The organism is Ruminococcus sp. YE71, assembly GCF_900119155.1.
Taxonomy (GTDB): Bacteria; Bacillota; Clostridia; order Oscillospirales; family Ruminococcaceae; genus YE71.
Map to the genome: position 1 here is coordinate 34,945 of NZ_FPIR01000008.1, position 23,786 is coordinate 58,730.

The 23,786-nt window shown below is 52.1% G+C and carries 24 protein-coding genes; all 24 read left to right on the forward strand.

Annotated elements, in window-relative coordinates:
• The first annotated feature begins 208 nt into the window (after positions 1 to 208).
• The 24 genes from thyX (at position 209) to rsgA (ending at position 23,785) form a co-directional block, all read left to right on the forward strand.
• The gene (gene thyX / locus BT142_RS08975; protein ID WP_072417864.1) at positions 209 to 979 is read left to right on the forward strand and encodes an FAD-dependent thymidylate synthase; all 771 of its coding nucleotides are present in this window, start codon (positions 209 to 211) and stop codon (positions 977 to 979) included.
• Positions 980 to 994: 15 nt separating this feature from the next.
• Complete coding sequence (locus BT142_RS08980; RefSeq protein WP_072417865.1) at positions 995 to 1,537, forward strand: DJ-1 family glyoxalase III; 543 nt, start codon at positions 995 to 997, stop codon at positions 1,535 to 1,537.
• 10 nt (positions 1,538 to 1,547) lie between these two features.
• Complete coding sequence (locus tag BT142_RS08985; RefSeq protein ID WP_072417866.1) at positions 1,548 to 2,126, forward strand: 5-formyltetrahydrofolate cyclo-ligase; 579 nt, start codon at positions 1,548 to 1,550, stop codon at positions 2,124 to 2,126.
• 16 nt (positions 2,127 to 2,142) lie between these two features.
• Positions 2,143 to 3,582, forward strand: a complete 1,440-nt coding sequence (gene mltG, locus BT142_RS08990; RefSeq protein ID WP_072417867.1) for an endolytic transglycosylase MltG — start codon at positions 2,143 to 2,145, stop codon at positions 3,580 to 3,582.
• Complete coding sequence (locus tag BT142_RS08995; protein WP_072417868.1) at positions 3,582 to 4,832, forward strand: peptidase U32 family protein; 1,251 nt, start codon at positions 3,582 to 3,584, stop codon at positions 4,830 to 4,832. Before mltG ends, BT142_RS08995 begins: the two co-directional genes overlap by 1 nt.
• 48 nt (positions 4,833 to 4,880) lie before the next feature.
• A complete protein-coding gene (locus BT142_RS09000) occupies positions 4,881 to 5,876 on the forward strand; it encodes a tyrosine-type recombinase/integrase (protein ID WP_072417869.1) in 996 nt (331 codons plus the stop codon).
• Positions 5,877 to 6,115: 239 nt separating this feature from the next.
• Positions 6,116 to 7,507, forward strand: coding sequence for a S1C family serine protease (locus BT142_RS09005; RefSeq protein ID WP_072417870.1), 1,392 nt, complete (start codon positions 6,116 to 6,118; stop codon positions 7,505 to 7,507).
• A 212-nt stretch (positions 7,508 to 7,719) separates the two neighbouring features.
• Positions 7,720 to 8,496, forward strand: coding sequence for a SigB/SigF/SigG family RNA polymerase sigma factor (locus BT142_RS09010; protein ID WP_072417871.1), 777 nt, complete (start codon positions 7,720 to 7,722; stop codon positions 8,494 to 8,496).
• A complete protein-coding gene (locus tag BT142_RS09015; RefSeq protein WP_072417872.1) occupies positions 8,493 to 9,536 on the forward strand; it encodes a hypothetical protein in 1,044 nt (347 codons plus the stop codon). The genes BT142_RS09010 and BT142_RS09015 overlap by 4 nt, the downstream gene beginning before the upstream one ends.
• A 76-nt stretch (positions 9,537 to 9,612) precedes the next feature.
• On the forward strand, positions 9,613 to 9,828 hold the full coding sequence (locus BT142_RS09020) for a hypothetical protein (RefSeq protein ID WP_072417873.1): 216 nt from the start codon (positions 9,613 to 9,615) through the stop codon (positions 9,826 to 9,828).
• A 141-nt stretch (positions 9,829 to 9,969) separates the two neighbouring features.
• A complete protein-coding gene (locus tag BT142_RS09025) occupies positions 9,970 to 10,626 on the forward strand; it encodes an HAD family hydrolase (RefSeq protein WP_072417874.1) in 657 nt (218 codons plus the stop codon).
• Between the two features lie 94 nt (positions 10,627 to 10,720).
• Entirely contained in the window at positions 10,721 to 11,599 is an 879-nt protein-coding gene (locus BT142_RS09030) for a YicC/YloC family endoribonuclease (protein WP_072417875.1), read from the forward strand.
• 12 nt (positions 11,600 to 11,611) lie between these two features.
• Positions 11,612 to 11,881, forward strand: a complete 270-nt coding sequence (locus BT142_RS09035; RefSeq protein ID WP_072417876.1) for a DUF370 domain-containing protein — start codon at positions 11,612 to 11,614, stop codon at positions 11,879 to 11,881.
• The gene (gene gmk, locus BT142_RS09040; RefSeq protein ID WP_072417877.1) at positions 11,871 to 12,512 is read left to right on the forward strand and encodes a guanylate kinase; all 642 of its coding nucleotides are present in this window, start codon (positions 11,871 to 11,873) and stop codon (positions 12,510 to 12,512) included. The genes BT142_RS09035 and gmk overlap by 11 nt, the downstream gene beginning before the upstream one ends.
• Positions 12,505 to 12,711 (forward strand): DNA-directed RNA polymerase subunit omega, encoded by a 207-nt coding sequence (locus tag BT142_RS09045; protein WP_072417878.1) that lies wholly within the window; start codon positions 12,505 to 12,507, stop codon positions 12,709 to 12,711. The genes gmk and BT142_RS09045 overlap by 8 nt, the downstream gene beginning before the upstream one ends.
• 11 nt (positions 12,712 to 12,722) lie before the next feature.
• Positions 12,723 to 15,194: a replication restart helicase PriA gene (gene priA / locus BT142_RS09050; protein WP_242871959.1), complete on the forward strand. Its 2,472-nt coding sequence runs from the start codon at positions 12,723 to 12,725 to the stop codon at positions 15,192 to 15,194.
• Positions 15,195 to 15,211: 17 nt separating this feature from the next.
• A complete protein-coding gene (gene def, locus BT142_RS09055; RefSeq protein WP_072417880.1) occupies positions 15,212 to 15,697 on the forward strand; it encodes a peptide deformylase in 486 nt (161 codons plus the stop codon).
• Positions 15,697 to 16,644 (forward strand): methionyl-tRNA formyltransferase, encoded by a 948-nt coding sequence (gene fmt, locus BT142_RS09060; protein WP_175444924.1) that lies wholly within the window; start codon positions 15,697 to 15,699, stop codon positions 16,642 to 16,644. Before def ends, fmt begins: the two co-directional genes overlap by 1 nt.
• A 134-nt stretch (positions 16,645 to 16,778) precedes the next feature.
• Positions 16,779 to 18,104, forward strand: coding sequence for a 16S rRNA (cytosine(967)-C(5))-methyltransferase RsmB (rsmB, locus tag BT142_RS09065; RefSeq protein ID WP_072417881.1), 1,326 nt, complete (start codon positions 16,779 to 16,781; stop codon positions 18,102 to 18,104).
• A gap of 6 nt (positions 18,105 to 18,110) precedes the next feature.
• Entirely contained in the window at positions 18,111 to 18,809 is a 699-nt protein-coding gene (locus tag BT142_RS09070; RefSeq protein WP_072417882.1) for a rhomboid family intramembrane serine protease, read from the forward strand.
• Positions 18,810 to 18,834: 25 nt separating this feature from the next.
• Positions 18,835 to 19,908: a dual-specificity RNA methyltransferase RlmN gene (gene rlmN, locus BT142_RS09075; protein WP_175444923.1), complete on the forward strand. Its 1,074-nt coding sequence runs from the start codon at positions 18,835 to 18,837 to the stop codon at positions 19,906 to 19,908.
• 31 nt (positions 19,909 to 19,939) lie between these two features.
• The gene (locus tag BT142_RS09080; protein ID WP_242940027.1) at positions 19,940 to 20,644 is read left to right on the forward strand and encodes a Stp1/IreP family PP2C-type Ser/Thr phosphatase; all 705 of its coding nucleotides are present in this window, start codon (positions 19,940 to 19,942) and stop codon (positions 20,642 to 20,644) included.
• 45 nt (positions 20,645 to 20,689) lie between these two features.
• Complete coding sequence (gene pknB, locus BT142_RS09085) at positions 20,690 to 22,894, forward strand: Stk1 family PASTA domain-containing Ser/Thr kinase (RefSeq protein WP_072417884.1); 2,205 nt, start codon at positions 20,690 to 20,692, stop codon at positions 22,892 to 22,894.
• A gap of 3 nt (positions 22,895 to 22,897) precedes the next feature.
• Positions 22,898 to 23,785 carry a ribosome small subunit-dependent GTPase A gene (gene rsgA / locus BT142_RS09090; RefSeq protein ID WP_072417885.1) on the forward strand — a complete coding sequence of 296 codons (888 nt, stop codon included), beginning with the start codon at positions 22,898 to 22,900 and terminating at the stop codon, positions 23,783 to 23,785.
• Position 23,786: the final 1 nt, after the last annotated feature.

Below are 23,786 nucleotides of genomic sequence, written 5' to 3' on the forward strand. Positions count from 1 at the left end.
GATAAGATGCGACCGCTGCGGCTTTCGGGCTGCGGCGGTCTTTTTATTTTTTGTAAATAAAAAATGTATTTTTTGGTTTTATTTTTCAAAAATACTTGCAAATCGCGTATATAAGTGCTATAATAAAAAAAGATATGCCGTTTCCTTAATTTAGCTTGTTGACGAACGCGGCAGTATAATGCTATAATGGATCAAGAGGTGCAATTTTATGAAAGTCAAGCTCCTGACATATACCCCCGAGCCCGAAAAATATATCGCGGCGGCGGCAAAACTCTGCTATGCGAACGCCGATGTCGATACGCTTATCGAAGGTCTTACCGAGGATAAGGTAAACAGCTTCGTTCAGATGCTGGCGTCTATCGGTCACGAAAGCCCTATCGAGCACGTTTCGTTCACATTCGCGGTGGAGGGAATTTCGAGAGCCTGCTCGCACCAGCTTGTCAGACACCGCATCGCATCCTACTCGCAGCAGAGCCAGCGATATGTCAGCATGGAACAGTTCGAATATGTGACTCCGCCCGAGATAGCGGCAGACCCCGAAGCACTTGCTCTTTACGAGGAGCAGATGAAACAGGCTGCCGACAGCTACAAAAAGCTCTCGGACACGCTGGAGGAAAGACACTTCAGGACATTTCTCGCAGAGGGCTGCGATGAAAAGCAGGCTCGTCAGAAAGCAAAGAAAAAAGCGATCGAGGACGCACGCTTCGTGCTACCGAATGCCTGCGAGACAAAGATCGTCGTGACGATGAACGCAAGAACGCTCATGCACTTCTTCAAACTGCGCTGCTGCAACAGAGCACAGTGGGAGATAAGAGCGGTCGCTGTGGAAATGCTCAGACAGGCAAGAGAAGCCGCACCGCTGCTGTTCAAGAACGCAGGACCGTCCTGCGTGAACGGCACTTGCACCGAAGGAAAAATGAGCTGCGGAAAAGCCGCCGAGATGCGTGAGTTTTTCGCAGGTCTGAATAATAATGATTGACGGAGGGAAGCAGTTATGGTATACGTATTTCTCGCAAACGGATTTGAGGAGCTTGAAGCACTTGCACCTATCGACGTTCTGAGACGTGCAGGCGTGGAGACTGTGACCGTGGGTATCGGCTCGAACAATATCACCGCCGCACACGGCGTGAAGTTCGTCACCGACATCACAGACGATCAGATCAAGCTCGGCGACGGCCTTGAGATGATAGTTCTCCCGGGCGGTATGCCGGGTGCTCTGAACCTTGAGAATTCGCCCGACGTTCAGGCGGCTATCGACTATTGCAGCGATAACGGCAGATACATCGCCGCCATCTGCGCCGCACCGCAGATACTCGGTCATAAGGGTCTGCTCCGCGGAAAGTACTGCACCTGTTTCCCGGGCTTCGAGAAGGAGCTCGACGGCGCAAAGCACACAGGCGAGCCCGTTGTATGCGACGGTAATATCATAACCGCCAAGGGAGCGGGAGCCGCAATGAGATTCGCGCTGAAACTCGTTGCGGTGCTCTGCTCGGAGGGTAAGGCGGCGGCTCTGGCTGCTTCGCTCCAGTTCAAATAAGGCGGCTGACATGGAAAAGAAGGAACTTCGCCGAAGCATAATGCACGCACGCCGCGCATTATCCATCGAGCTGCTGCGCTCACGGTCGCAGAGTATCGCAGAGCAGCTGTTCGGTCTCGACGATTATAAAAAAAGTGAAACGATACTGTGCTTCGTCTCGACACGCATCGAGGTCGATACATCGCCTATCCTGACGCGGGCGTTTGCCGACGGCAAGAAGGTCGCAGCGCCGAGATGCCGTACCGATTCCAATCAGATGGATTTTTACTACATCAACAGCCGTGATGACCTTGAGCCTGCGGCTTACAGCCTTTTGGAGCCCGTGCAGCACTGCGAGAAGGCTGAGTCTTTCAGCCGCGCGCTCTGCATCGTCCCGGGGCTTGCCTACAATACCGACGGTCACAGACTCGGCTTCGGGAAAGGCTACTATGACCGTTTTCTCAAAGGTTTCGACGGCGTCACCTGCGGACTCATCTTCGACGAGAATATCCGCGATGACCTGCCTGTAGAGCCCGACGACGTGCCTGTTATGGTGGTCGTTTCCGAGACACAGACGTTTTTCACAGGTTCATATGAGCCTATCGGATAAGGAAAGGATACAGAACATGGAAAAGAATGAGAATCTGTTCGGTGACAGCACCGAGCTTAATAAGGATGTCTCCGAAGCCGCCGAAGAGCGAATTTCGGAGCACAGACATTCTCTCGATCTCGCTCTTCATGAGTTTGAGAACGAGTATTCGGACGAGCCCGTCATCCAGAAGCAGAAGCCCAAAAAGAAAACCGCTTCTCCGCTCGATGAACTCGGCGACCCGTTTGCTGACATAAAGCGCAAAAGCTCTGCCGTGCCCGAGGATGCGATGGAGGAGGAAGAGGCCGTACACAGCAGTGCCGCACCGAAAAAGCGACCTGCACCCGTACAGTCACGTCCGCCGAGACAGAGAACCGCTCCCAACGGCAAGAGACCGCCTGCACGCCGCAAGAAGAAGCGTGAGCGCATACTCAACACCTCGATAATCACGGGGCTTACCATCACCATCGTTATCGTGTCGCTGTCTATCGTGCTTTCGACGGGCGCAATCACCCTCGGAATGGAATATCTCGGCATCAACAAGCCCGACAAGGAGATCACCTTCAACATCCCCGCGGGCTCGAACAACGAACAGATAGCCGACATCCTCATCGAAAACGGCATCATCAAAAACAGATACCTGTTCAAGCTAGCATTAAAGATCAAGCACGGACCCACCCTTTACCCTGGTGATATTTCTCTCAGCCCGAGCAGAAGCTATCCCGATATCGTTGAGGAACTGTCCTATATGCGCGAATCCTATAAGACCGTCGAGCTTACATTCAAGGAAGGCACGAACCTTTTAGCGGTAGCTAAGAAGCTCGAAAAGAACGGCGTATGCAGTAAGGATGATTTTCTTGCAGCCTTTAACGCCAAGCAGGATTTTGAGCTTGACAAAAGAGTTAACCGAAACGTGCTCGCGTTCTATTCGATGGAAGGATTCTTCTTCCCCGATACTTATGAATTCTATGTTGATGACTCTGCTTATAATGTTACAAAGATAATCCGTGAGAACTTTGAGAGCAAGATCACCGATGATATGTACGAGCGCATGAAAGAGATGAACATGGATCTCTATGAGGTGATAACTCTCGCTTCCATCGTTCAGGCTGAGGCAGGTTCTGCTGAGGATATGCCCTTAGTTGCTTCTATCTTCCTGAACCGTCTCAATGATTCGGCGACCTTCCCCAGCCTCCAGTCGGATGCTACAGGAAATTACATCGACAAGGTCATCAAGAAGGTCGAAACAACTGACCAGATGATCGAATACTACACCAACAACTACAACACCTACATCTGTCAGGGTCTGCCCGCAGGTCCTATCGGCAATCCCGGACTTGACGCGATCAAGGCAGTTCTGTACGCAGAAAAGACCGACTACTACTACTTCTGTAACGACCTGAAGACAGGTGAACTGTTTGTTGCGAAGACCCTCGAAGAGCACGAGGAAAACCTGAAAAAGGCAGGGCTCGCCTGATGGGAGTTTTCGGAAATACCTATAACTACAGCCGTCCGCTCGAGGTGCTGTCGCCCGCTGGCGACATGGAACGTCTCGAAGCGGCTCTCGAATTCGGCGCCGACGCTGTTTACCTCGGCGGAAAAAAGTTCGGCATGAGGGCAGCCTCGCCGAATTTCACCTCCGAACAGCTCGCAGAAGCCTGTGCAAAGGCTCATGCACTGGGCAGGAGAGTGTACCTCACCTGCAACACTCTTCCGAGAAATGACGAGATACCCCACTTTGAACAGTTCGTCCGCGAAGCACAGGATGCAAAAGTCGATGCGCTCATCGCAAACGACATCGGTGTGTTCTTCATGATAAAGCGCTACGCCCCCGATATGGAGATCCATATGTCCACACAGACGGGCATCGTGAATTACGCGGCGGCGAACGAGTTCTACAATATGGGTGCAAAACGCGTAGTCCTCGCCCGTGAGCTTTCGCTCGAAGAGATCGCCGAGATACGCGCCAAGACACCGAAGGAGCTTGAAATAGAAGTGTTCGTTCACGGTGCGATGTGCGTGAGCTTTTCAGGCAGATGCCTGATCTCCCAGTACATGATCGACCGCGATGCGAACAGGGGAGAGTGCGCTCAGCCGTGCAGATGGGGCTACCATCTCATGGAGGAAAAGCGCCCGAACGAGTTCTATCCCGTGTTCGAGGACGAAGCGGGGACTTACATCCTCAACGCAAAAGACCTCTGCATGATCGACCACATCGACAAGCTCGCAGAAGCAGGCGTTGACAGCTTCAAGATCGAGGGCAGGGCAAAGTCTTCGTACTACGTTTCGGTGGTGACAAACGCTTACCGCCGCGCTATGGACGAGTTCCTCAAAAACCCCGACAGCTTCACGCTGCCGAAATGGGTGCATGACGAGGTGTTCAAGGTCAGCCACCGCGCTTACTGCACGGGATTTTTCTTCGGTCACCCGAAGCAGTGCCAGTACTACGAAAGCAGCGGATACATCCGCGACTGGGACGTGGCTGCGATAGTCACGGGCTACGACAAGGAACGCGGACTTATCGAATGCGTTCAGCGGAACAAGTTCCTCAAAGGCGATACCCTCGAACTGCTCGAACCCGACGGAATGCCTGTTACCATCACGGCAGACGAGATCTTTGACGAGAACCTCGAACCGATAGAAAGCACCAACCACGCCGCGATGAAGTTCTTCATCCGAAGCGATACCGAGTACGCAAAGCACTCGATAATCAGGATAGAAAAGTAATAAAAAGCCTTGCCCCACGGCAGGGCTTTTCTCAAAGAGGTGAAATGAATGAAGCAGAAATACAGAGACGACTGTCCGCAGTATCTCGAAGATTTTCTGACCTATATGAAGGTGATACAGGACAGGGCAGACCGCACCGAGGAAGCCTACTACATCGACCTGCGGACTTTTCTGCGCTACCTGAAGATCAAAAACCGTCTCTGCGACCCAGCGGTGGAATGGGGCGACATCAGTATCGCAGATGTTCCGTTCGAGCTGATAAAGCGATTCACCCTGAACGAGGCTCACCAGTACCTCTACTATCTCAGAAACGACCGTCAGAACTCCACAGCCACAAGAGCAAGAAAAGCGTCGGCGCTCAAACGTTTTTTCAACTATCTCCACCTGAAAGCCGAGCCGCAGTTCCGACTGTCAGAAAACCCTGTCGAAAATCTCGACCTTCCGAGGGTGAAGAACAAACAGCCTCGTTTCCTCACGCTGGAACAGTCGCTGCAAATGCTCGCAAGTATCGACTCGAAGAACCGCGAGCGCGACTACTGCATCATCTGCCTGTTCCTTAACTGCGGGATGCGTCTGTCTGAGCTTGTCGGGCTGAACATCATAGATTACAGCGAGGAGAACCGCACACTCAGACTGTTTGGAAAGGGCAGCAAGGAACGCATCGTCTACCTCAACAACGCCTGCATCGACGCTCTGAACGAATACCTTGTGATAAGAAAATCCGTGACCACCGAGGAACGTGCAATGTTCCTGTCGGCAAGGGGCACGCGGATAACAAGGCGCAGAGTTCAGCAGATAGTCGAGGAAATGCTGAAAAGAGCAGGACTGTCAAACCTCGGCATCACGACCCACAAGCTGCGTCATACGGCTGCAACGCTGATGTATCAGCACGGCGGCGTCGATACGCTGGTGCTGCGTGACGTGCTCGGCCACAAAAGCATCGCCACCACCGAGATCTACACCCACCTTGTGGATGATAACCTGCGAAAAGCTGCCGAATCATCCCCCCTCGCAAACGTACAGCATGACAAGAAAAAGAAATGATCTTCCAGCGGCCGCCGTCCTTTCGGCGGTCTTTTTGCTGAAAGCGTGAGGATATATGTAATAATTGTTAAAAATCCTTACATATCCATCACATTCTATCACAGTGTGACAGCAATGTGTATGAAAATATCTATGCGTTTTCATTCAGATTTAAAGTATCTTTAAGTTACGGGAAATATAATTAAATCATAGTAAAGAGCAGGACAAACCAAAGACCTGCTAAGAAAGGAAGTATCATTATGAACGATTTCAATTACAACGCAAACTATCAGCCCGAGAACATAAGACCCGTAAAAGTAAAAGCTAAGAAGAGCAATACAGGAAAGAAAATCATCGCAACAGCTATCTGCTGCTCGATATTCGGCGGTGCGGTCGGCGCAGGCGGACTTTACGCAGGAATGAGATACCTCGGACAGGACACCATCACCACCTCACAGTCCCAGACCAAGAGCACCAAGACCACGAACCTCGTAACATCTTCAAGAAACAACACCGTTGTTACCGAGACTTCCGCCGCTTCGGGCAAGGTGATGACCGCTTCCGAGGTCTACGCGAATAACGTAAACTCCACTGTCGGTATCACAACTTCCATCTCGACCACCAACTACTTCGGATACAAGACCACCGCGGCGGCTTCGGGTTCGGGTTTCATCATAAGCGATGACGGCTATATCATCACCAACTACCACGTTATCGAAGGCGCTGAGTCCATCACCGTTACTGCATACGACGGCAAGACCTACGAAGCTGAGCTTGTAGGCAGCGACGACAGCAACGATATCGCGGTAATCAAGATCGACGCAACAGGCCTTACCCCTGTAGTGCTCGGCAGCTCGGACAGTCTGGCAGTCGGCGATCAGGTAGTCGCTATCGGCAACCCCCTCGGAGAGCTGACCTTCTCGCTCACATCGGGCGTTGTAAGCGCTCTTGACAGACAGGTCACCACCTCTCTCGCGACCATGAACCTTATCCAGACAGACTGCGCGATCAACTCGGGCAACTCGGGCGGCGCACTGTTCAATATGTACGGCGAGGTAGTCGGCATCACCAACGCAAAGTATTCTTCCAGCAGCTCGAATGAGGCTGAGATAGATAACATCGGTTTCGCGATCCCGATCGACACTGTAAAGGAGATCGTGACAAGCATCATCGAGAACGGCTACGCTGTCAAGCCCTACATCGGACTCGGTGTCGGCGATGTCAGCGACGAAGCTTCGGGCTACGGTCTGCCCAAGGGCGCGGCTGTAATGAAGGTCACCGACGGTGCTCCCGCTGACAAGGCAGGCATCAAGATCAACGACATCATCACCGAGGCTAACGGCAAGGAGATCACCAACAGCTCCGACCTCATCGCCATCGTAAAGAAGTGCGCGGCAGGCGACACTCTTGAACTCAAGGTCTACTCTCAGGGCGAGTACAAGAACGTCACCGTGACCGTCGAGGAGAAGAAGCAGGAAGCTTCCGAAACATCCGACAATAACCAGCAGTCCGCACAGCAGGGTCAGCAGGGTCAGCAGGACCAGCAGGATCAGCAGTACGGCGGCGGTCAGCAGGGCTACGGTCAGGGCGGCTTCGGAGGCAGCGATCCTTTCCAGGATTTCGGTGACTTCGGCAGTATGTTCGGATACTGATATAAGATCAAGCGTTCCACACACATCCTTCATATAGTTTGCTGCACGCAGAGTTTTTCGCAGAAGAAAGCTCTGCGTGCTTTTTCTTTGCATATCGCACCGTCTGTCAGCATATGATATGACAGGTAAAATTTACCCAGAGTATTCGTCGGCATAATGCCCGCCGCTCCGTCAATAATCTTATTGAGAACGAAACCCGACGGAGGATAGAAATGCAATACAACAAAGTCGAAATAAGCGGAATAAATACCTCTCAGCTCGAACTGCTGAGCGATGAAGAGACCAAACACCTGCTTACCCTCGCCTCGCAGGGCGACAAGACCGCAAGAGAGCGGCTGATAAACGGCAATCTCAGACTCGTGCTGAGCGTTTTACAGCGCTTCATCGGGCGCGGCGAGTCATCCGACGACCTGTTTCAGGTGGGTGTTATCGGGCTGATAAAGGCGATCGACAACTTCAACACCGATCTGAACGTGCGGCTCTCGACCTACGCCGTTCCGCTGATACTCGGCGAGATCAAACGCCATTTGCGCGATTATCGCCCCGTCCGCGTCAGCCGTTCGCTCCGAGACCTTTCCTACAGAGCCATGCAGGTTAAGGAACGGTTCACAGCCGAGAACAGCCGCGAACCCACCATCGGCGAAATAGCCGAGGAGCTGGGCGTCGAACGGAGCGAGGTGGTCGCCGCACTCGAATCGGCGGCTGACCCCGTGTCGCTCTACGAGCCCGTGTATTCCGACTCGGGGGACACGCTCTATCTGCTGGATCAGGTGAGCGACCCTTCCGACTCGCAGACCGCGCTGAACGAGCTTCTTGTCCGTGATGCCGCAAAAAACCTGCCCGAACGTGAGCGTCTGATACTCGATCTGCGGTATATCCGCGGCAAGACTCAGGTCGAGGTCGCACACGAGATCGGCATTTCTCAGGCACAGGTCTCACGCCTTGAAAAAAACGCGGTCGAAAGCATAAGGAGACAGATACAAGCATGACCCCATCACGAAAAAACATCGCCGTATCAGCAGTTCTGTCCGTAACGGCAGTCCTGCTGACCGCGTTTTCCGCACAGCTTGCCGATGATATGCGGCAGGCTGTCATGCGGTGCATGAACATAATCATACCATCGCTGTTCGCATTCATGGCGGTCTCCGACCTCATGGTGAGGAGCGGAGGGTACATACCCCTGTCGGCACCTCTGCGGCCGCTGTCATGGCTCGCGGGCTTGCCGAAAGAATACGGAGCGCTGTTTCTGATATCGAACATCGCGGGCTATCCCGTGGGCGCGTCGATGATATGCCGTATGTACGACAGAAAGACCCTCGATAAGCGTGATGCGGAACGACTGCTGTGTACCTGTTACGGAGCAGGCCCCGCATTTTTCTGTTCGGCAGTCGGGGTGACGGTGTTCGGTTCTCAGCGGACGGGAATGCTCATTTTTCTGTCATGCGCCGCCGCGAACATCATCGTCTCGGCAGTCGTTTTCAGGATTTTTCCCATCAGACGTACCGAACAGACCGTGAACAGGACTTTCTCCGCCGAGATGCTCCCCGAAAGCGTCTCGGCGGCAGGCAGGGGACTGTTCGGCATCTGCTCGATGATTCTTTTCTTTCAGATGATAATGACGCTTGTCTCGCCACTCACGGAACACATTCCCGTGACCGACAACACACGTAGGACTATGCTGGCATTCATCGAGATATCGTCGCTCACGTCGCTGACGGGCACACCCTATCGGATGCTTCCGCTTATCGCCGCCGCAGGGGCTTTCGGCGGTGTGTGCGTGCTGATGCAGGTGTATGTCATCGTCGGCGGACGCTTCTCGCTGAAGCCGTTTCTGACCGCAAGGACAGCAGGAACGTGCGTATCGGCGGGTATGATGCGGCTGCTCTGGCATTTATTTGGCACGAAAACCGCAGCCGCGTCAACGGGTTTGTCTATTATGGTCAATTTCAACAATTTTATACCCTCGGTTTGCTTGATAATGATGATTTTTTTGACAGTTTTGAGAAAAAGGGTAGCATTTTCCGATTAAATATGATATAATATAAAGGCGAAATAAAAGGCTCATGTCAGAGTCATTGGCATTATGCTCAAGGAGATGTATTAGAATGGCTAAGAAGAAGAATTATTTTGGAAACAGTATATCACCGTCATGTTCATACTGCCTTTACGGAAATCGCTCGAGAGAGGGCAACAAGGTACTCTGCGAAAAGCAGGGACTTGTAGAGGCTGATTACTCCTGCAAGAAGTGGATTTATGACCCCATCAAGCGCATTCCCAAGAAGCAGCTTGAGATACCTCAGCAGGAAGACGATATTATCTGATAAAATGACCCTTGCGGTTAAAAGCCGCAGGGGTCGGTTTATTTGTATATGTGATTACAGTATGTTTACAAAACGGCGCAATCACTTGATTTAGTGGCTGTGATGTGTTATAATAACAATATATTGACTGATGGAGAGACTATGAAAAAATATAAGGCTTGCATATTCGATTTCGACCTTACACTCGCGGATTCGTCAAAGGGGATACTCATCTGTTTCAGGCATACCCTCGAACAGTTCGGCTATCCCGTACCCGACGACCGCACCATATACAACACCATCGGGATGCCGCTGACCAACGCTTTCGACCTTCTCTCGGGCATACCCGACAACCCGAACAAAGAAGCCATGCGAAAGGTCTACATCCGCAAGGCTGATGATGTGATGGTAAAGTACACTTTCTTCTACGACGGCGTTATCGAGGGGCTGAAAAGGCTCAGGGAACACGGCGTGAAGGTCGGTATCTGCTCTTCAAAGATGCGCTACCGCATAGTGGAGAGCTTTGAAGAAAAGGCAGGCTGTCTGCCTGTCGATGTCCTGATCGGGCTCGGCGATACGGCAAAACCCAAGCCAGACCCCGGAAGTCTGTTTGAGTGCATATCACAGCTCGGACTTGACAAGAGCGAGATACTCTACGTCGGAGACAACATCATCGACGCTCAGACCGCACAGAATGCGGATGTCGATTTCGGCGCAGTTCTCACGGGTTCGACAGTGCGCGGCGAGTTTGAAAAGCTGCCGAATGTCGTCATCGCCGAACGGCTTACGGACATCCTTTCCTTTGTTGATGAAACGTAAAAACATAGTCAATAATGTATGAACAACTATTGAAATACACTGCAAAAAATGGTATAATAATAAGATGAACAAATGAACTTAAAGGAGGAAACTCATGCTAAGATCTATGACCGGATTCGGCAGAGAACGCGCCGAATACGCTGAAAGGGAAGTGCTTGTCGAGATCCGCTCGGTCAATCACCGCTTCTATGAGTTTTCAGCACGCACACCGAGGGCTTACGGCTACCTTGACGAAAAGCTGAAATCGCTGCTCGGCGGAAAGATCGCAAGAGGCAAGGTCGAAGTTGCGGTATTCATATACAACAAAGAGGGCGTGAACGCAAACATCACCGTCAACCGCGAGATCGCACACGGATATATCGACGCACTCAGAGGCGCGTCGGAGGAACTCGGTGTCGAGGATGACCTCAAACTTTCGGATATCATGCGCCTGCCCGATCTGTTTACCGTAGTCAAGACTCAGGAGGACGAGGAACAGGTCTGGGAACAGGTCAAGGCAGCCGCCGAGACCGCACTCTCTCGTTTCATCGAGATGCGCGAGACCGAAGGCGTAAAGATGTTCGACGACATTTCTTCAAGACTCGACATGATCGAAAAGTCGGTGAGATTCGTCGAGGACAGATCGCCGAAGGTCACCGATGCATACAGAGAAAAGCTCTACGCTAAGATAAAAGAAGTCGTCGGAGACAGAAACATCGACGATGCAAGGATAATCACCGAAGCGGCCATCTTCTCGGAAAAGACTGCCGTTGACGAGGAAACGGTAAGGCTTCACAGCCATATCGCTCAGTTCCGCGAGCTTATAGGCTCAAATGAGCCTGTGGGGAGAAAGCTCGATTTTCTTGTTCAGGAAATGAACCGTGAGGTAAATACTACAGGTTCAAAATGCTCCGATCTCGACATAACAAAGATAGTCGTTGAGATGAAGAGCGAGATAGAAAAAATAAGAGAACAGATCCAGAATATTGAATAAGGGGTGTCTGATATGCGTCTTCTGAATATCGGTTTTGGAAATTTAGTATCATCCGAAAGGGTGATATCAGTGGTAGCTCCCGACTCCGCGCCTGTAAAAAGGCTTATGCAGGAGGCAAGGGACAGAGGAACGCTTATCGACGCTTCGTGCGGAAGAAAGACCAAATCGGTGCTTATAATGGACAGCGACCATGTGGTGCTCTCCGCACTTTCTACTGATACCATAGCTCTCCGCGCAGGTGTCGCGCCAGAGAAAGATATGGAGGATACAGATGAAGAATAACGCAAAACTGTTTATCATATCCGCACCTTCGGGATGCGGTAAAGGCACGCTCATCGCTGAGCTGAACAAGAGATTCGATATTTACAATTCAATCTCCTGTACAACGAGAAAGCCCCGCGAGATCGACAAAGAGGGCGTGACCTATTTCTTTAAAACAAGAGAGCAGTTTGAACAGATGATCGCAGAGGACGCTTTTCTCGAACACGCCGAGTTCAGCGGCAACTGCTACGGAACTCCGAAAGCCCCCGTTGAGGAAAACCTCGCGGAAGGCAGGGACGTGCTTCTTGAGATCGAGCCGCAGGGCGCTTTTCAAGTAAAGAAGAAGAGACCCGACGCGATAATGCTGTTCATACTTCCGCCGAGCGTTGCGTCTATCGAACGCAGGCTCCGAAGAAGAGCAGTCGAATCGGGCGAGACTGAGGAGCAGATACAGAAACGTCTGACTACCGTCGTTCCCGATGTAAAGACCGCTTACGACTACGATTACGTGATGGTAAACGCAGACCTCGACAAGGCTGTTGAGGATCTCGTGACTATATTCAAAAAGGCAAAGGACGGCGGCGAAGGCCTTGAAGCCTTCAAAGCCGATAATATGAAAGAGACTATTGACGAGGTGCTTAAAAATGCTTAGACCCGCAGCTATCCAGATCTTAAAGAACAATGAAAGCTACTATTCGCTCGTAGTAGCAGTAGCAAAGAGAGCAAGAGAGATCACCGACGATTCCTTCAAGAATCACACCGTACTCGACGAGAGACCTGTAAAGAAGGCTGTTGACGAGTTCGCGGCAGGTGAGTACAAACTCATCGAGAATCCCGCTGTAAGAGGCTGATAAAACTGGGAATACTTGTTGTTGAGGCGGCGGTAAGCACCGCCTCGCAGAGTTTTGACAGACGTTATACCTACACCGTTCCCGACAGGCTCGCCAATAAGGTTTGTGCAGGCGCAAGAGCTTTCGTGCCCTTTGGAAGAGGGAACAGGAAGGTCATAGCGCTCATACTTTCTGTCGGCGAAGTCGAAACGGCAGACAGCAGGATAAAGGCCTTGTCCGAGGTGATAGACGACGAACCACTGCTCGGCGAGGAAATGCTCGCTATGGCAGAATGGCTCAAAGAGACTACTTTCTGCACCTATTTCGATGCGTTCCGCTCAATGGTGCCGAACGGGTTCAGCGTCAAGGCGGCAGTTCATTACAAGCCGTCTGCCGTCGATGAGACCGAATGCGGTCTTACCGATGAGGAGACCAAGCTCCTGATGCGGCTGAAGACCGCCGCAGATCAGCGCGAGACAGATTCGATACTCGATACCGAAAAATGTGCCAATGCCGCCGAGAAAAAACATCTGAGAGAGCTTATCACGTCCATGTGCGATAAGGGTGCGCTCGAAGAGATAGATGTTTTCAAACGGCTTGTGGGCGACGCTTCCGAGAAGAACTACAGACTGACCGAAGCGTATATCTCGGGAAATATCGAGGAAAAACTCAGCGCAAAACAGAAGGCGGTAGTCGATCTGCTTACCGAAAATACCTCTGCTTCGGCGTCCGAGATATGCTATATGGCAGGCTGTACCAACGCCGTTATCAAGCGGCTTGAGGGAAAAGGCATCGTCATGAGCTACTCGGTTGAGGTCATGCGCAAGGCGACAGCCGACGCGGACGAACGTCTGAGTACCGAGGACATACACCTGAACGATGAGCAGACAGCCGCGTACGACGGCATCATGCAGCTCGTGACCGCAGGTAAGCCGTCGGGGGCACTGCTGTACGGCGTGACGGGCAGCGGCAAAACGTCGGTGTTCTTCAAGCTGATAGCGTCAGTGCTGGCGCTCGGGAAAACAGCCATGCTGCTGGTGCCCGAGATATCGCTCACGCCGCAGATGGTGAAGAAATTCAAACTGTACTTCGGGGATGACATCGCCCTGTTGCATTCATCGCTGTCTCTCGGTCAGAGGGCAGACGAGTTCAAGCGTATCAAGCGCGGCGAGGCAAAGATTGTCATCGGCACGCGAAGTGCGGTTTTCGCTCCGCTCAGCAACATCGGTATCATCATACTCGATGAAGAGGGCGAGCGCACATACAAGTCAGACAGCTCACCCAGGTATCACGCAAGAGAAGCGGCGATACAGCGGTGCGGCTACCATAAATGCGTGATGGTGCTCGCGTCGGCGACCCCCTCGGTAGAGAGCTTCTACTACGCGAAGCAGGGCAGGTTCCACCTGTTCGAGATGCACCAGAGATACGCAAACGCAACTCTGCCAGAGGTAGAGATAATCGATATGCAGACGGAGGCAGCCGCAGGCAACGGCAGTCTTTTCAGCCGAAAGCTCGCTGACGCAGTCGGCGAGACTCTCGAAAAGGGCGAGCAGGTCATTCTACTGCTGAATCGGCGCGGATACACAACGCACATCTCCTGCGCAGAATGCCGCCAGCCCCTCAAATGCCCGAGCTGTGACCTTCCGCTGACATACCACATAAAAAACAATAGACTGATGTGCCACTACTGCGGCTACAGCATCGCGATACCGCACGAATGCCCGTCCTGTCACAGCGAAAAGCTGAGACAAAGCGGCGCAGGCACACAGAAAATAGAGGACGAACTCGGCAGGCTTTTCCCTAAGGCAAGGCTTCTGAGGATGGACGCAGATACGACATTTTCGCGCTACGCATATGAGGAGAGCTTCTCGGCGTTTGAACGCGGCGAGTATGACATCATGCTCGGAACGCAGATGATCGCAAAGGGACTGAACTTCCCGAACGTGACTCTCGTCGGGATCGTGTCCATCGACAAAGCGCTGTTCACGGGGGATTTTCGCAGCTATGAGCGCACTTTTTCGCTGATAACTCAGGTCGCAGGACGCTCGGGCCGCGGCGACAAGCCGGGAAGAGCGTTCATACAGACATTCGTCCCCGACCACTACGTCATAAATCTGGCCGCAGAACAGAACTACGATGAGTTCTACGAACAGGAATCGGAGCTGCGTCACGCGCTGCTTTATCCGCCGTTCTGCGATATCTGCGCGGTGAATTTTTCATCTGTCATGGAAAGCCGCGTGATAGAAGGCTCGAAAGAATTTGTCGGCATCATGCGGAATTACATCGCAGAAAACCGACTTGACATACCGCTGAGAGTGCTCGGTCCGACTCCGTGTACTCTCGGACGAATAAATAACCGTTATCGCTACCGCCTGATAATCAAATGCCGCGTGTCTAAAAAACTGCGCGACATGATAAGATACTGCACCGAAACTTTCCGAAAGTCGGCAAAGTACTCGGAAGTAAGGGTAGTGTGCGATATAAACGGTGACATCGGATTATAAGGAAAGGATCGGAACTTATGGCGATCAGAACTATAACTAAAGAGGGCGACCCTATTCTTCGCAAGGTCTGCCGTCCCGTAACGGAATTCAACGAGAGACTCTGGACGGTGCTCGATGATATGGCTGAGACAATGCACGCAGCCGACGGTGTAGGTCTTGCGGGCCCGCAGGTCAGCTTCCTGCGCAGGGTAGTTGTCATCGACGTGGGTGACGAGCACGGCATCTACGAGCTCATCAATCCCGAGATAACCTACCGCTCCGAAGAGACACAGTACGTGCAGGAGGGATGCCTTTCCTGTCCGAACCGCTGGGGCATGACCACGAGACCGCTCAAGGTCAGCTTCAAGGCGCAGGACAGACATGGCAAATGGTACGAAGTCAATAATGTCGAAGGTCTGCTGGCGCAGGCAGTCTGCCACGAGCTCGAACACCTTGAGGGCAAGCTGTTCGTTGACATTGTCGAAGAATGGCTCGAACCCGAATCATCCGAGGAGGATAAATAATGAAAGTAGTTTTCATGGGCACTCCCGATTTCGCGGTGGCAGCCCTGAGAAACCTCTACTATCCCGAACCATACGGCATCGACATCGAAGTTCAGGCGGTCTTCACGCAGCCTGACAAGCCGAAGGGCAGGGGATACAAACTCATCCCGCCGCCTGTGAAGGTGCTTGCGGAGCAGCACGGAACACCCGTATATCAGCCTCAGAGCCTGAAAAAGGAAGCCGAGGAATACGTCAACGCGCTTCGTGAGCTTGCTCCCGACGTTATCGTCGTGGCGGCTTACGGTAAGATACTGCCGAAGGAAGTTCTCGAACTGCCGAAATACGGCTGCATCAATATCCATGCGTCGCTGCTGCCCGAGTACAGAGGTGCTGCGCCTATCCAACGCGCAATCTACGACGGCAAGACCGAAACGGGCGTGACTGTCATGCAGATGGGTGAAGGGCTCGATACAGGCGATATGCTGCTGAAAGAAAGCGTGCAGATCGGCGAGAACGAGACTTCCTCGGAACTGTTCGAGCAGCTTGCGGCACTCGGCGCCGATATGATAATGGAAGTGCTGAAGAAAGCGGAAAAAGGAGAGCTGACCCCCGAAAAGCAGGACGACAGTCTTTCCACCTACGCCGCAATGATAACCAAGGATATGTGTCCCATTGATTTCACAAAGACGGTTTTTGAGGTACACAAGCAGATATGCGCGCTCTCGGAATCGCCTGCGGCGTTCTGTTTCCTCGATGGAAAGCGTCTCAAGGTCTATCACTCGGAGATAGTATCCACCGAAAAGCCAAACGCACAGCCGGGAGAATTTGTCGGAGGGAAGAAGTTCGACGTTGCCTGCTCGGACGGCGTGATCCGCTTTGTGGAAATACAGCCCGAAGGCGGAAAAAGGATGGCTTCTCAGGCATATCTGAACGGAAAACCTGTAAAGTCAGGAACTTTACTCGGATGATTTTCTATCAAGTAATCGTGATTTACACAGCCGATATTTTCTTGTGATAGCGCAAGGTTTTATAATCGATTATGTCAAGCAGCCAGCTTGACGCCACATTTTCATCTGTCAAGTATGTAATTCAAGGAGCAAAAATGCCCGTCAATAAAGAAAACCCAAGAAGAACAGCTGTGAAGCTGTTGTGCCGCATTGAAAGCGGCTCTGCTTATTCAAATATTTTGCTTGACGAGCATTTCAAGCGCAGCAAAATGGACTTGCAGGATAAGAAATTCTGCACCGCGCTGTTCTACGGAACGCTCGAAAGAAAGCTCACCCTCGATTCGCTCATCGCAGTGAACTCGTCAAAGCCCGCTGACAAGCTCAGCCTTGAAGTCCGCTGCATCCTCAGAACGGCGCTTTATCAGCTGCTGTTCATGGACAGCGTGCCCGAGTCGGCGGCCGTCAACGAAGCGGTGAAACTTGCGTCGGGCGGGAAGAATCCTGCCGTCAAGGGCTACGTGAACGGTCTGCTCAGAGCGTTCATCCGCGACGGGAAACGCATCCCCGAACCCGAGGGATTTGCCGAGAAAATGTCGATGCTCTACTCCTGTCCGCTGCCCCTTGTAAAGAAATGGATAGCGGAACTCGGCGAGAAGAACACCGAATCTTTGCTCGCGTCGTCGGTCGGCAGACCGCCTGTCACGATCAAGGTCAACACCGTCAGGATCACCCCCGAAGAGCTGATAAAACAGCTCGAAAGCGAGGGCTGCGGAGCCGCCGTGAACAAGGTCTGCGGCGACTGTCTCGATCTGTTCGGCGGTTCGCCCGAGAACACAAAAGCCTACAAACAGGGGCTTTTCCACGTTCAGGATATTTCGAGCAGGCTCTGCTGCAAGGCTGTCGATGCCCGACCCGGTATGACCGTGCTCGATCTCTGCGCGGCTCCCGGCGGCAAGACTTTCACGCTGGCAGAGGATATGGCGAACAGCGGCAGGCTTATCGCCTGCGACCTGCACGAGAACCGCGTCAGACTCATCCGTGAGGGTGCGCTGATGAAGGGTCTCGACATCGTTGAGGCAAAGGCAAACAACGCCAAGATATTCAGTGAGGAGATGCCACAGGCAGACAGAGTTCTCTGCGACGTTCCCTGTTCGGGTCTCGGCGTCATAAGGCGCAAGCCCGAGATAAAATACAAAGATCTGTCGGATTTTGACGGATTGCCGGATGTTCAGTATGAGATACTCTCTACCTCGGCAAAATATGTAAAGAAGGACGGTATCCTCGTCTATTCGACCTGCACCGTCTCGAACGCGGAAAACCGCGATAATGTACAGCGTTTTCTGCGCGAACATTCCGATTTTGAACCTGCTCCGCTTTGGAACGACCTCGGAAAATTCGACGGCGAGAAAATGCTCACCGTTCTGCCCGCGTATTTCGATTCCGACGGGTTCTTTATCGCAAGATTCAGAAAGGTGAGATAAGTTTTCATGCTCGACACAACGCTTCGCCGACTTGAGAAAAAGTACGGTAAATACGCCGTCAAAGGTCTGATGCTGTACATAGTCGGAACGATGCTCCTGCTGTATATGGCGCAGATCGTGACCGTCCTCATGAATATCAAGGGCTCGATACTGAGCTTCCTGAATTTCGACAGGTCACTGATCCTGCACGGTCAGGTCTGGAGGCTGATAACCTTCATTTTCATCCCGCCTGACGTCAGTCCGATATTTGTTGCGTTCGAGCTTTATTTCTGCTGGCTTTTCGGCACTACGCTCGAAAACCGATGGGGAAGTTTCAGATTCAACGTGTACTATCTGATCGGCACTGTCGGCGCCATCATCGGCGGACTTATTACAGGCACGGCATCCAACAGTTTCCTGAACATGAGCCTTCTGATAGCCTTTGCGATGGTCTGCCCCGACTATAGGATACTGCTGTTCTTTTTCATCCCCATCAAGATGAAGTGGATAGCTTTGGCAGACGCGGCATTTCTGATACTTATGCTGATCTTCGGTTCATTCGGCACAAGGATCATGATAGTATTGAGTTTTGCGAACCTTCTGCTGTTTTTCGGCAGGGATATGTATCTGTATGCGGCCGACTTTTTCAAAAGGAAGAAACGCCGCCGCAAAAAACCGCAGAAGCGTGCAAAAAACATAGACATTTCAAAACACATCGACAAATAACACAAGTGCAGGGAGGTGCAGCGATTTGGTTATATCGGACAACGGAAAAATTGACATCCTGAGCCTGACCAAGCCCGAACTTACCGAGCAGCTTCTCGCCCTCGGTGAAAAGAAGTTCAGGGCGAATCAGATATACGACTGGCTGCACGCCAAACAGGCTGCTTCTTTTTCGGAAATGACCAATCTATCTGCACAACTGCGTGATAAGCTCGAAAAAATATTTTGTTTAAAATCACTATTTATAGAAAAAAGGCTTGAATCTAAGGTAGATAATACTGTAAAATATTTATATAGGCTCTCAGACGGGGAACACGTCGAGTCGGTCGTGATGGAATACAGCTACGGCAACACCATCTGCGTGTCCACTCAGGTGGGCTGCAAGATGGGATGCAGGTTCTGCGCTTCCACCATCGCGGGCTACAAACGCGACCTCGCCCCGAGTGAGATACTCTCACAGATCTACACCGCCCAGCGCGACAGCGGACGCAAGATCTCGGGAGTCGTGCTGATGGGTATCGGTGAACCGCTCGACAACTACGATAACGTGATACAGTTCCTGCGGCTGCTCTCCGACCCCGAAGGGTTCGGGATGTCGCTGAGACACGTTTCGGTCTCGACCTGCGGTATCGTGCCGAGGATATACGAGCTTGCAGAGCTCGGGCTCGGCATCACACTGTCGATCTCGCTGCACGCACCCGATAATGAGAGCAGGAGCGCTGTCATGCCGATAAACGATCGGTACGATATCAACGAACTGATGGAAGCCTGCCGAAGCTACTTCGCAAAGACGGGCAGACGCATCAGCTTTGAATACGCATTGATAAACGGCCATAATGATTCAAAGGAAGACGCAAAGAAACTTGCGGATCTGCTTTCGGGTCAGATATGCCATGTCAATATAATCCCCGTGAACAAGATCAAAGAACGGGGGTACACCTCCGACAGAAAGTCGGCGCAGAGATTCCGAGAATATCTCGACGGGTTCGGCATAAACGCTACCGTCAGACGAACGCTCGGTGCCGATATCGAAGCTGCCTGCGGACAGCTGAGAAGGGAAGCGGAGGCATCACAGGTATCAGATGAAGAGACGGGACGGTGATCGGTAAATGTATCTGTCATACAATTCGGATATGGGCAAGGAAAGGCACGAAAATCAGGATAAGATCTGTGCGGGGTTCATAACCGAGAACGCGGCTCTCGCAGTCGTATGCGACGGAATGGGCGGAGCAGCTTCGGGCTCAGTGGCGAGCGAACTTGCCGCTTCCGAGATATACCGCCGCGTCACCGAAGGGTTCAATGAGAACATGAAACCGTCGAGCATCGAGAACCTTCTCAAGACCGCTGTGTCAGCGGCAAACACTATTGTTTATAACAAGAGCCGTGAGGATATCGAGAAAAACGGTATGGGTACTACCTGTGTCGCCGCTCTCGTTGTCGGGAAACGCGCTCATATCATCAACATAGGCGACAGCCGCGCTTACCTCATGAACGATCAGGGAGTAACTCAGATAACCGAGGATCACACCTACGTTCAGGTACTTTACAAGCACGGCGAGATCACCTACGAGGAAATGATAAACCACCGTATGAAAAATATAATCACAAGGGCGATAGGTGTTGACAGCACCGTTGAACCCGATTATTTTGAACTTGAGGAAACGGGAAATTTCGCGGTCTTCCTCTGTACGGACGGTTTATATAACTATTGTCACCCACAGGTCATTTACGAAAGTATGTTCAATAAAAATCTTGACAAGGGCGTATCTGACCTGATAGATTACAGCAATGCCTGCGGCGGCAAGGATAATATCTCCGCTGCGGTCATAGCAAACTGAGTGAGACAACCAAAACATTCTAATTAACAGGAGTTGAAGTGCATTATGGATTATATCGGCACAAGACTTGACGATCGGTATGAGATCACCGAACAGATCGGCTCGGGAGGCATGGCAGATGTCTACAAAGCCAACGATCTGGAAAGTGACCGTATCGTTGCAGTCAAGATCCTTAAGGATGAGTTCTCTGAGAACGCCGATTTCCTCAGAAGGTTCAGAAATGAGAGCAAAGCTATCGCGGTGCTCAATCACCCGAATATCGTTAAGATCTTCGATGTAGGTCTTGAAGATGACATCAAGTTCATCGTCATGGAATACATCGACGGCATCACTCTCAAAGACTTTATCGAACAGCAGGGCGTGCTGCGCTGGAAGGACGCACTGTTCTTCATGACGCAGATACTCAGGGCTTTGCAGAGTGCGCACGACAAGGGCATCGTTCACCGCGACATCAAGCCGCAGAACATCATGATGCTTGAAGACGGCACGATAAAGGTCATGGACTTCGGTATCGCAAGATTCTCGCGCACCGACGGCAAGACCCTCTCGGATAAGACCGTCGGCTCGGTACACTACATTTCGCCCGAGCAGGCAAGGGGAGAGATAACCGACGAACGCAGCGACATCTACTCGGTGGGCATCATGCTCTACGAGATGGTGACAGGCAAGAAGCCCTACGACGCTGACACGCCCGTGGCTATCGCCCTCAAGCATATGAACGATACCTGCGTTCCGCCCCGCGAGATAATGTCTACCATCCCCGAGGCACTCGAAGAGATCATCCACCACGCGATGGAGAAAGACCCCGCAAGAAGATATCAGAGCGCAGCTCAGATGATCAACGATATCGACACCTTCAAGCTCGACCCGACTGTTGTGTTCGGCTACACCGACCCGAATTTCGAGCCCGAGTCTGACGGCGATACCCGTTTCTACAATCCTCTCGCAGACAATTCGCAGGATGATTACCCCGAAGAGAATTACGACGAACAGTACCCCGAGGAATACAACGACTACGGCGAGAATGACGAGGAGTACTACGACGACGAGTATTACGAAGAGGCAGTCCCGAAAAGAAGCTACGTTCTGCCGATCATGTTTGCCGTTACTGTAGCGGTCGTTGTTATCGCATCGCTGGTCATCGCTTACTACGCTATCGCAAACTTCGGCCCCGGAGCTACCCACTCGGGAAGCATCGAGATCCCGAACTTCGTCGGCAAGAACATCGTTCAGGTCGAACAGCAGTATAAGGATAAGCTCACATTCGTTAAGACCGAGGAATACAACAACGAGTACGAAGAGGGCATAATCCTCAGTCAGGAACAGACAGGTAAGACCGTTAAGGAAGGCTACAAGCTGAAGGTCACCGTTTCAAAGGGTCAGAGGCTCATCACCATCCCCAACATGGTGAATAAGGACGCCGAGATCGCACGAAGCGAGCTCGCAAGCGCAGGCTTCATCCCTCTTGCCCGTGAAGTTTATGACGACAACATCGCTAAGGGTACTGTCGTTAAGACCGAACCGTCCGCAGGTACGGAATACCCCGAGGGCAAGGAAGTTCAGTACTTCGTTTCTCAGGGTCCTCTTGAGACTCAGGTAAAGGTACCGAACGTTATCGGACTTACTCAGGCTAAGGCTATCGCGACCCTCAAGGAGTCCAAGCTCGGCTACGAGATCGAAGAGATCAAGCACGACGGCGATAAGGGCAAGGTCGTTGAACAGTCCATCAAGGCTGACACCTACCAGGATAAGGGTACTACAGTTATCATCTACATCTCCACAGGTGAGACCGATCCTATCCCGCTGACTATGAAGATCCCGATGCCTCAGGGAATCAGAGGTTCGTACACCATCGACGTTTACCGCGACGGCAGCGTTGCTTATACCAAGACCATCAACAACGGTGAAGCTGTTGCAGGCGGTACCGTAGCTATCGAGATCCAGGGCAAGAAGACCGAGACCCTCGTTGTCTATATCAAGTCGAACGATCTTGGCGCTGAGAACTATATCCGCTACGCGACCTACGACATCGACTACGATAAGGAAGAGATCAAGCTCAACGGCACTCTCAACGAGTCCGACCTGCTGAAGATCACTCCCGCTTCGACTCCTGCCGATACTTCGGCTACAGAACAGTCGCTGCCCGATCCCACTATCCCCGATTCGAGCAGTGAGCCTACCACATCGGCTCCCACTGAGAGCCAGCCCGGTACTGAATCGACTGACAGCACCGACTACGGCGGATTCTGACAGATGAACGGACTGATAATCAAAGCTATCGGAGGCCTCTACACCGTAGAAGCCTCCGATGGCATATATGAATGTAAAGCAAGGGGCATTTTCCGCAAAAGAGGGATATCGCCCGTCTGCGGCGACAACGCCGAATTTTCACGCGAGAAGGACGGCTCCTGCGTTATCGACAATATCGGTGAACGCAAAAATGAGCTGATACGTCCGCCCCTCGCTAACCTTGATATGCTGCTGTTCGTGACTTCTGTCGCAGAACCGTCGCCGAACCTCACGCTGATAGACAAGTTCATCGCCATATGCGAGTACAAGCACATCGAACCTGCCGTTGTCATCACAAAGACCGACAAGGGCAGCAGTGAGGATATCGAGAAGATCTACAAGGGCGCGGGAATCACAGTGTTTACCGCCGACAATACCACAGGCGAGGGCAGCGCGGAGGTCAGGGAGCATATCGCAGGCAAGCTGTGCGCTTTCACAGGCAATACGGGCGTGGGAAAATCCTCGCTCATGAACAATATGTTCCCCGAACTGTGCCTTTCGACCAACGAGATAAGCCGCAAGCTCGGCAGAGGTAAACACACCACCCGTCACGTCGAACTGTTCAGGATGCCGTCTGGGGGCTATATCGCCGATACACCCGGCTTTTCCAGCTTCGACACCAACCGCTATGACATCATTTTCAAGGACGACCTTGCGGACTGTTTCAGAGAGTTCGCAGAGTTTTCCGATGAATGCCGATTCCCCGATTGCAGCCACACTTCCGAAAAGGGCTGTGCAGTAATCGAGGCGGTAAAGGCAGGCAGGATAGCCGAGTCGAGACACCGCAGCTACCTCGAAATGTACGAACAGGCAAAGCAGCTCAAAGAATGGGAATACCGCAACAAGCAATAGG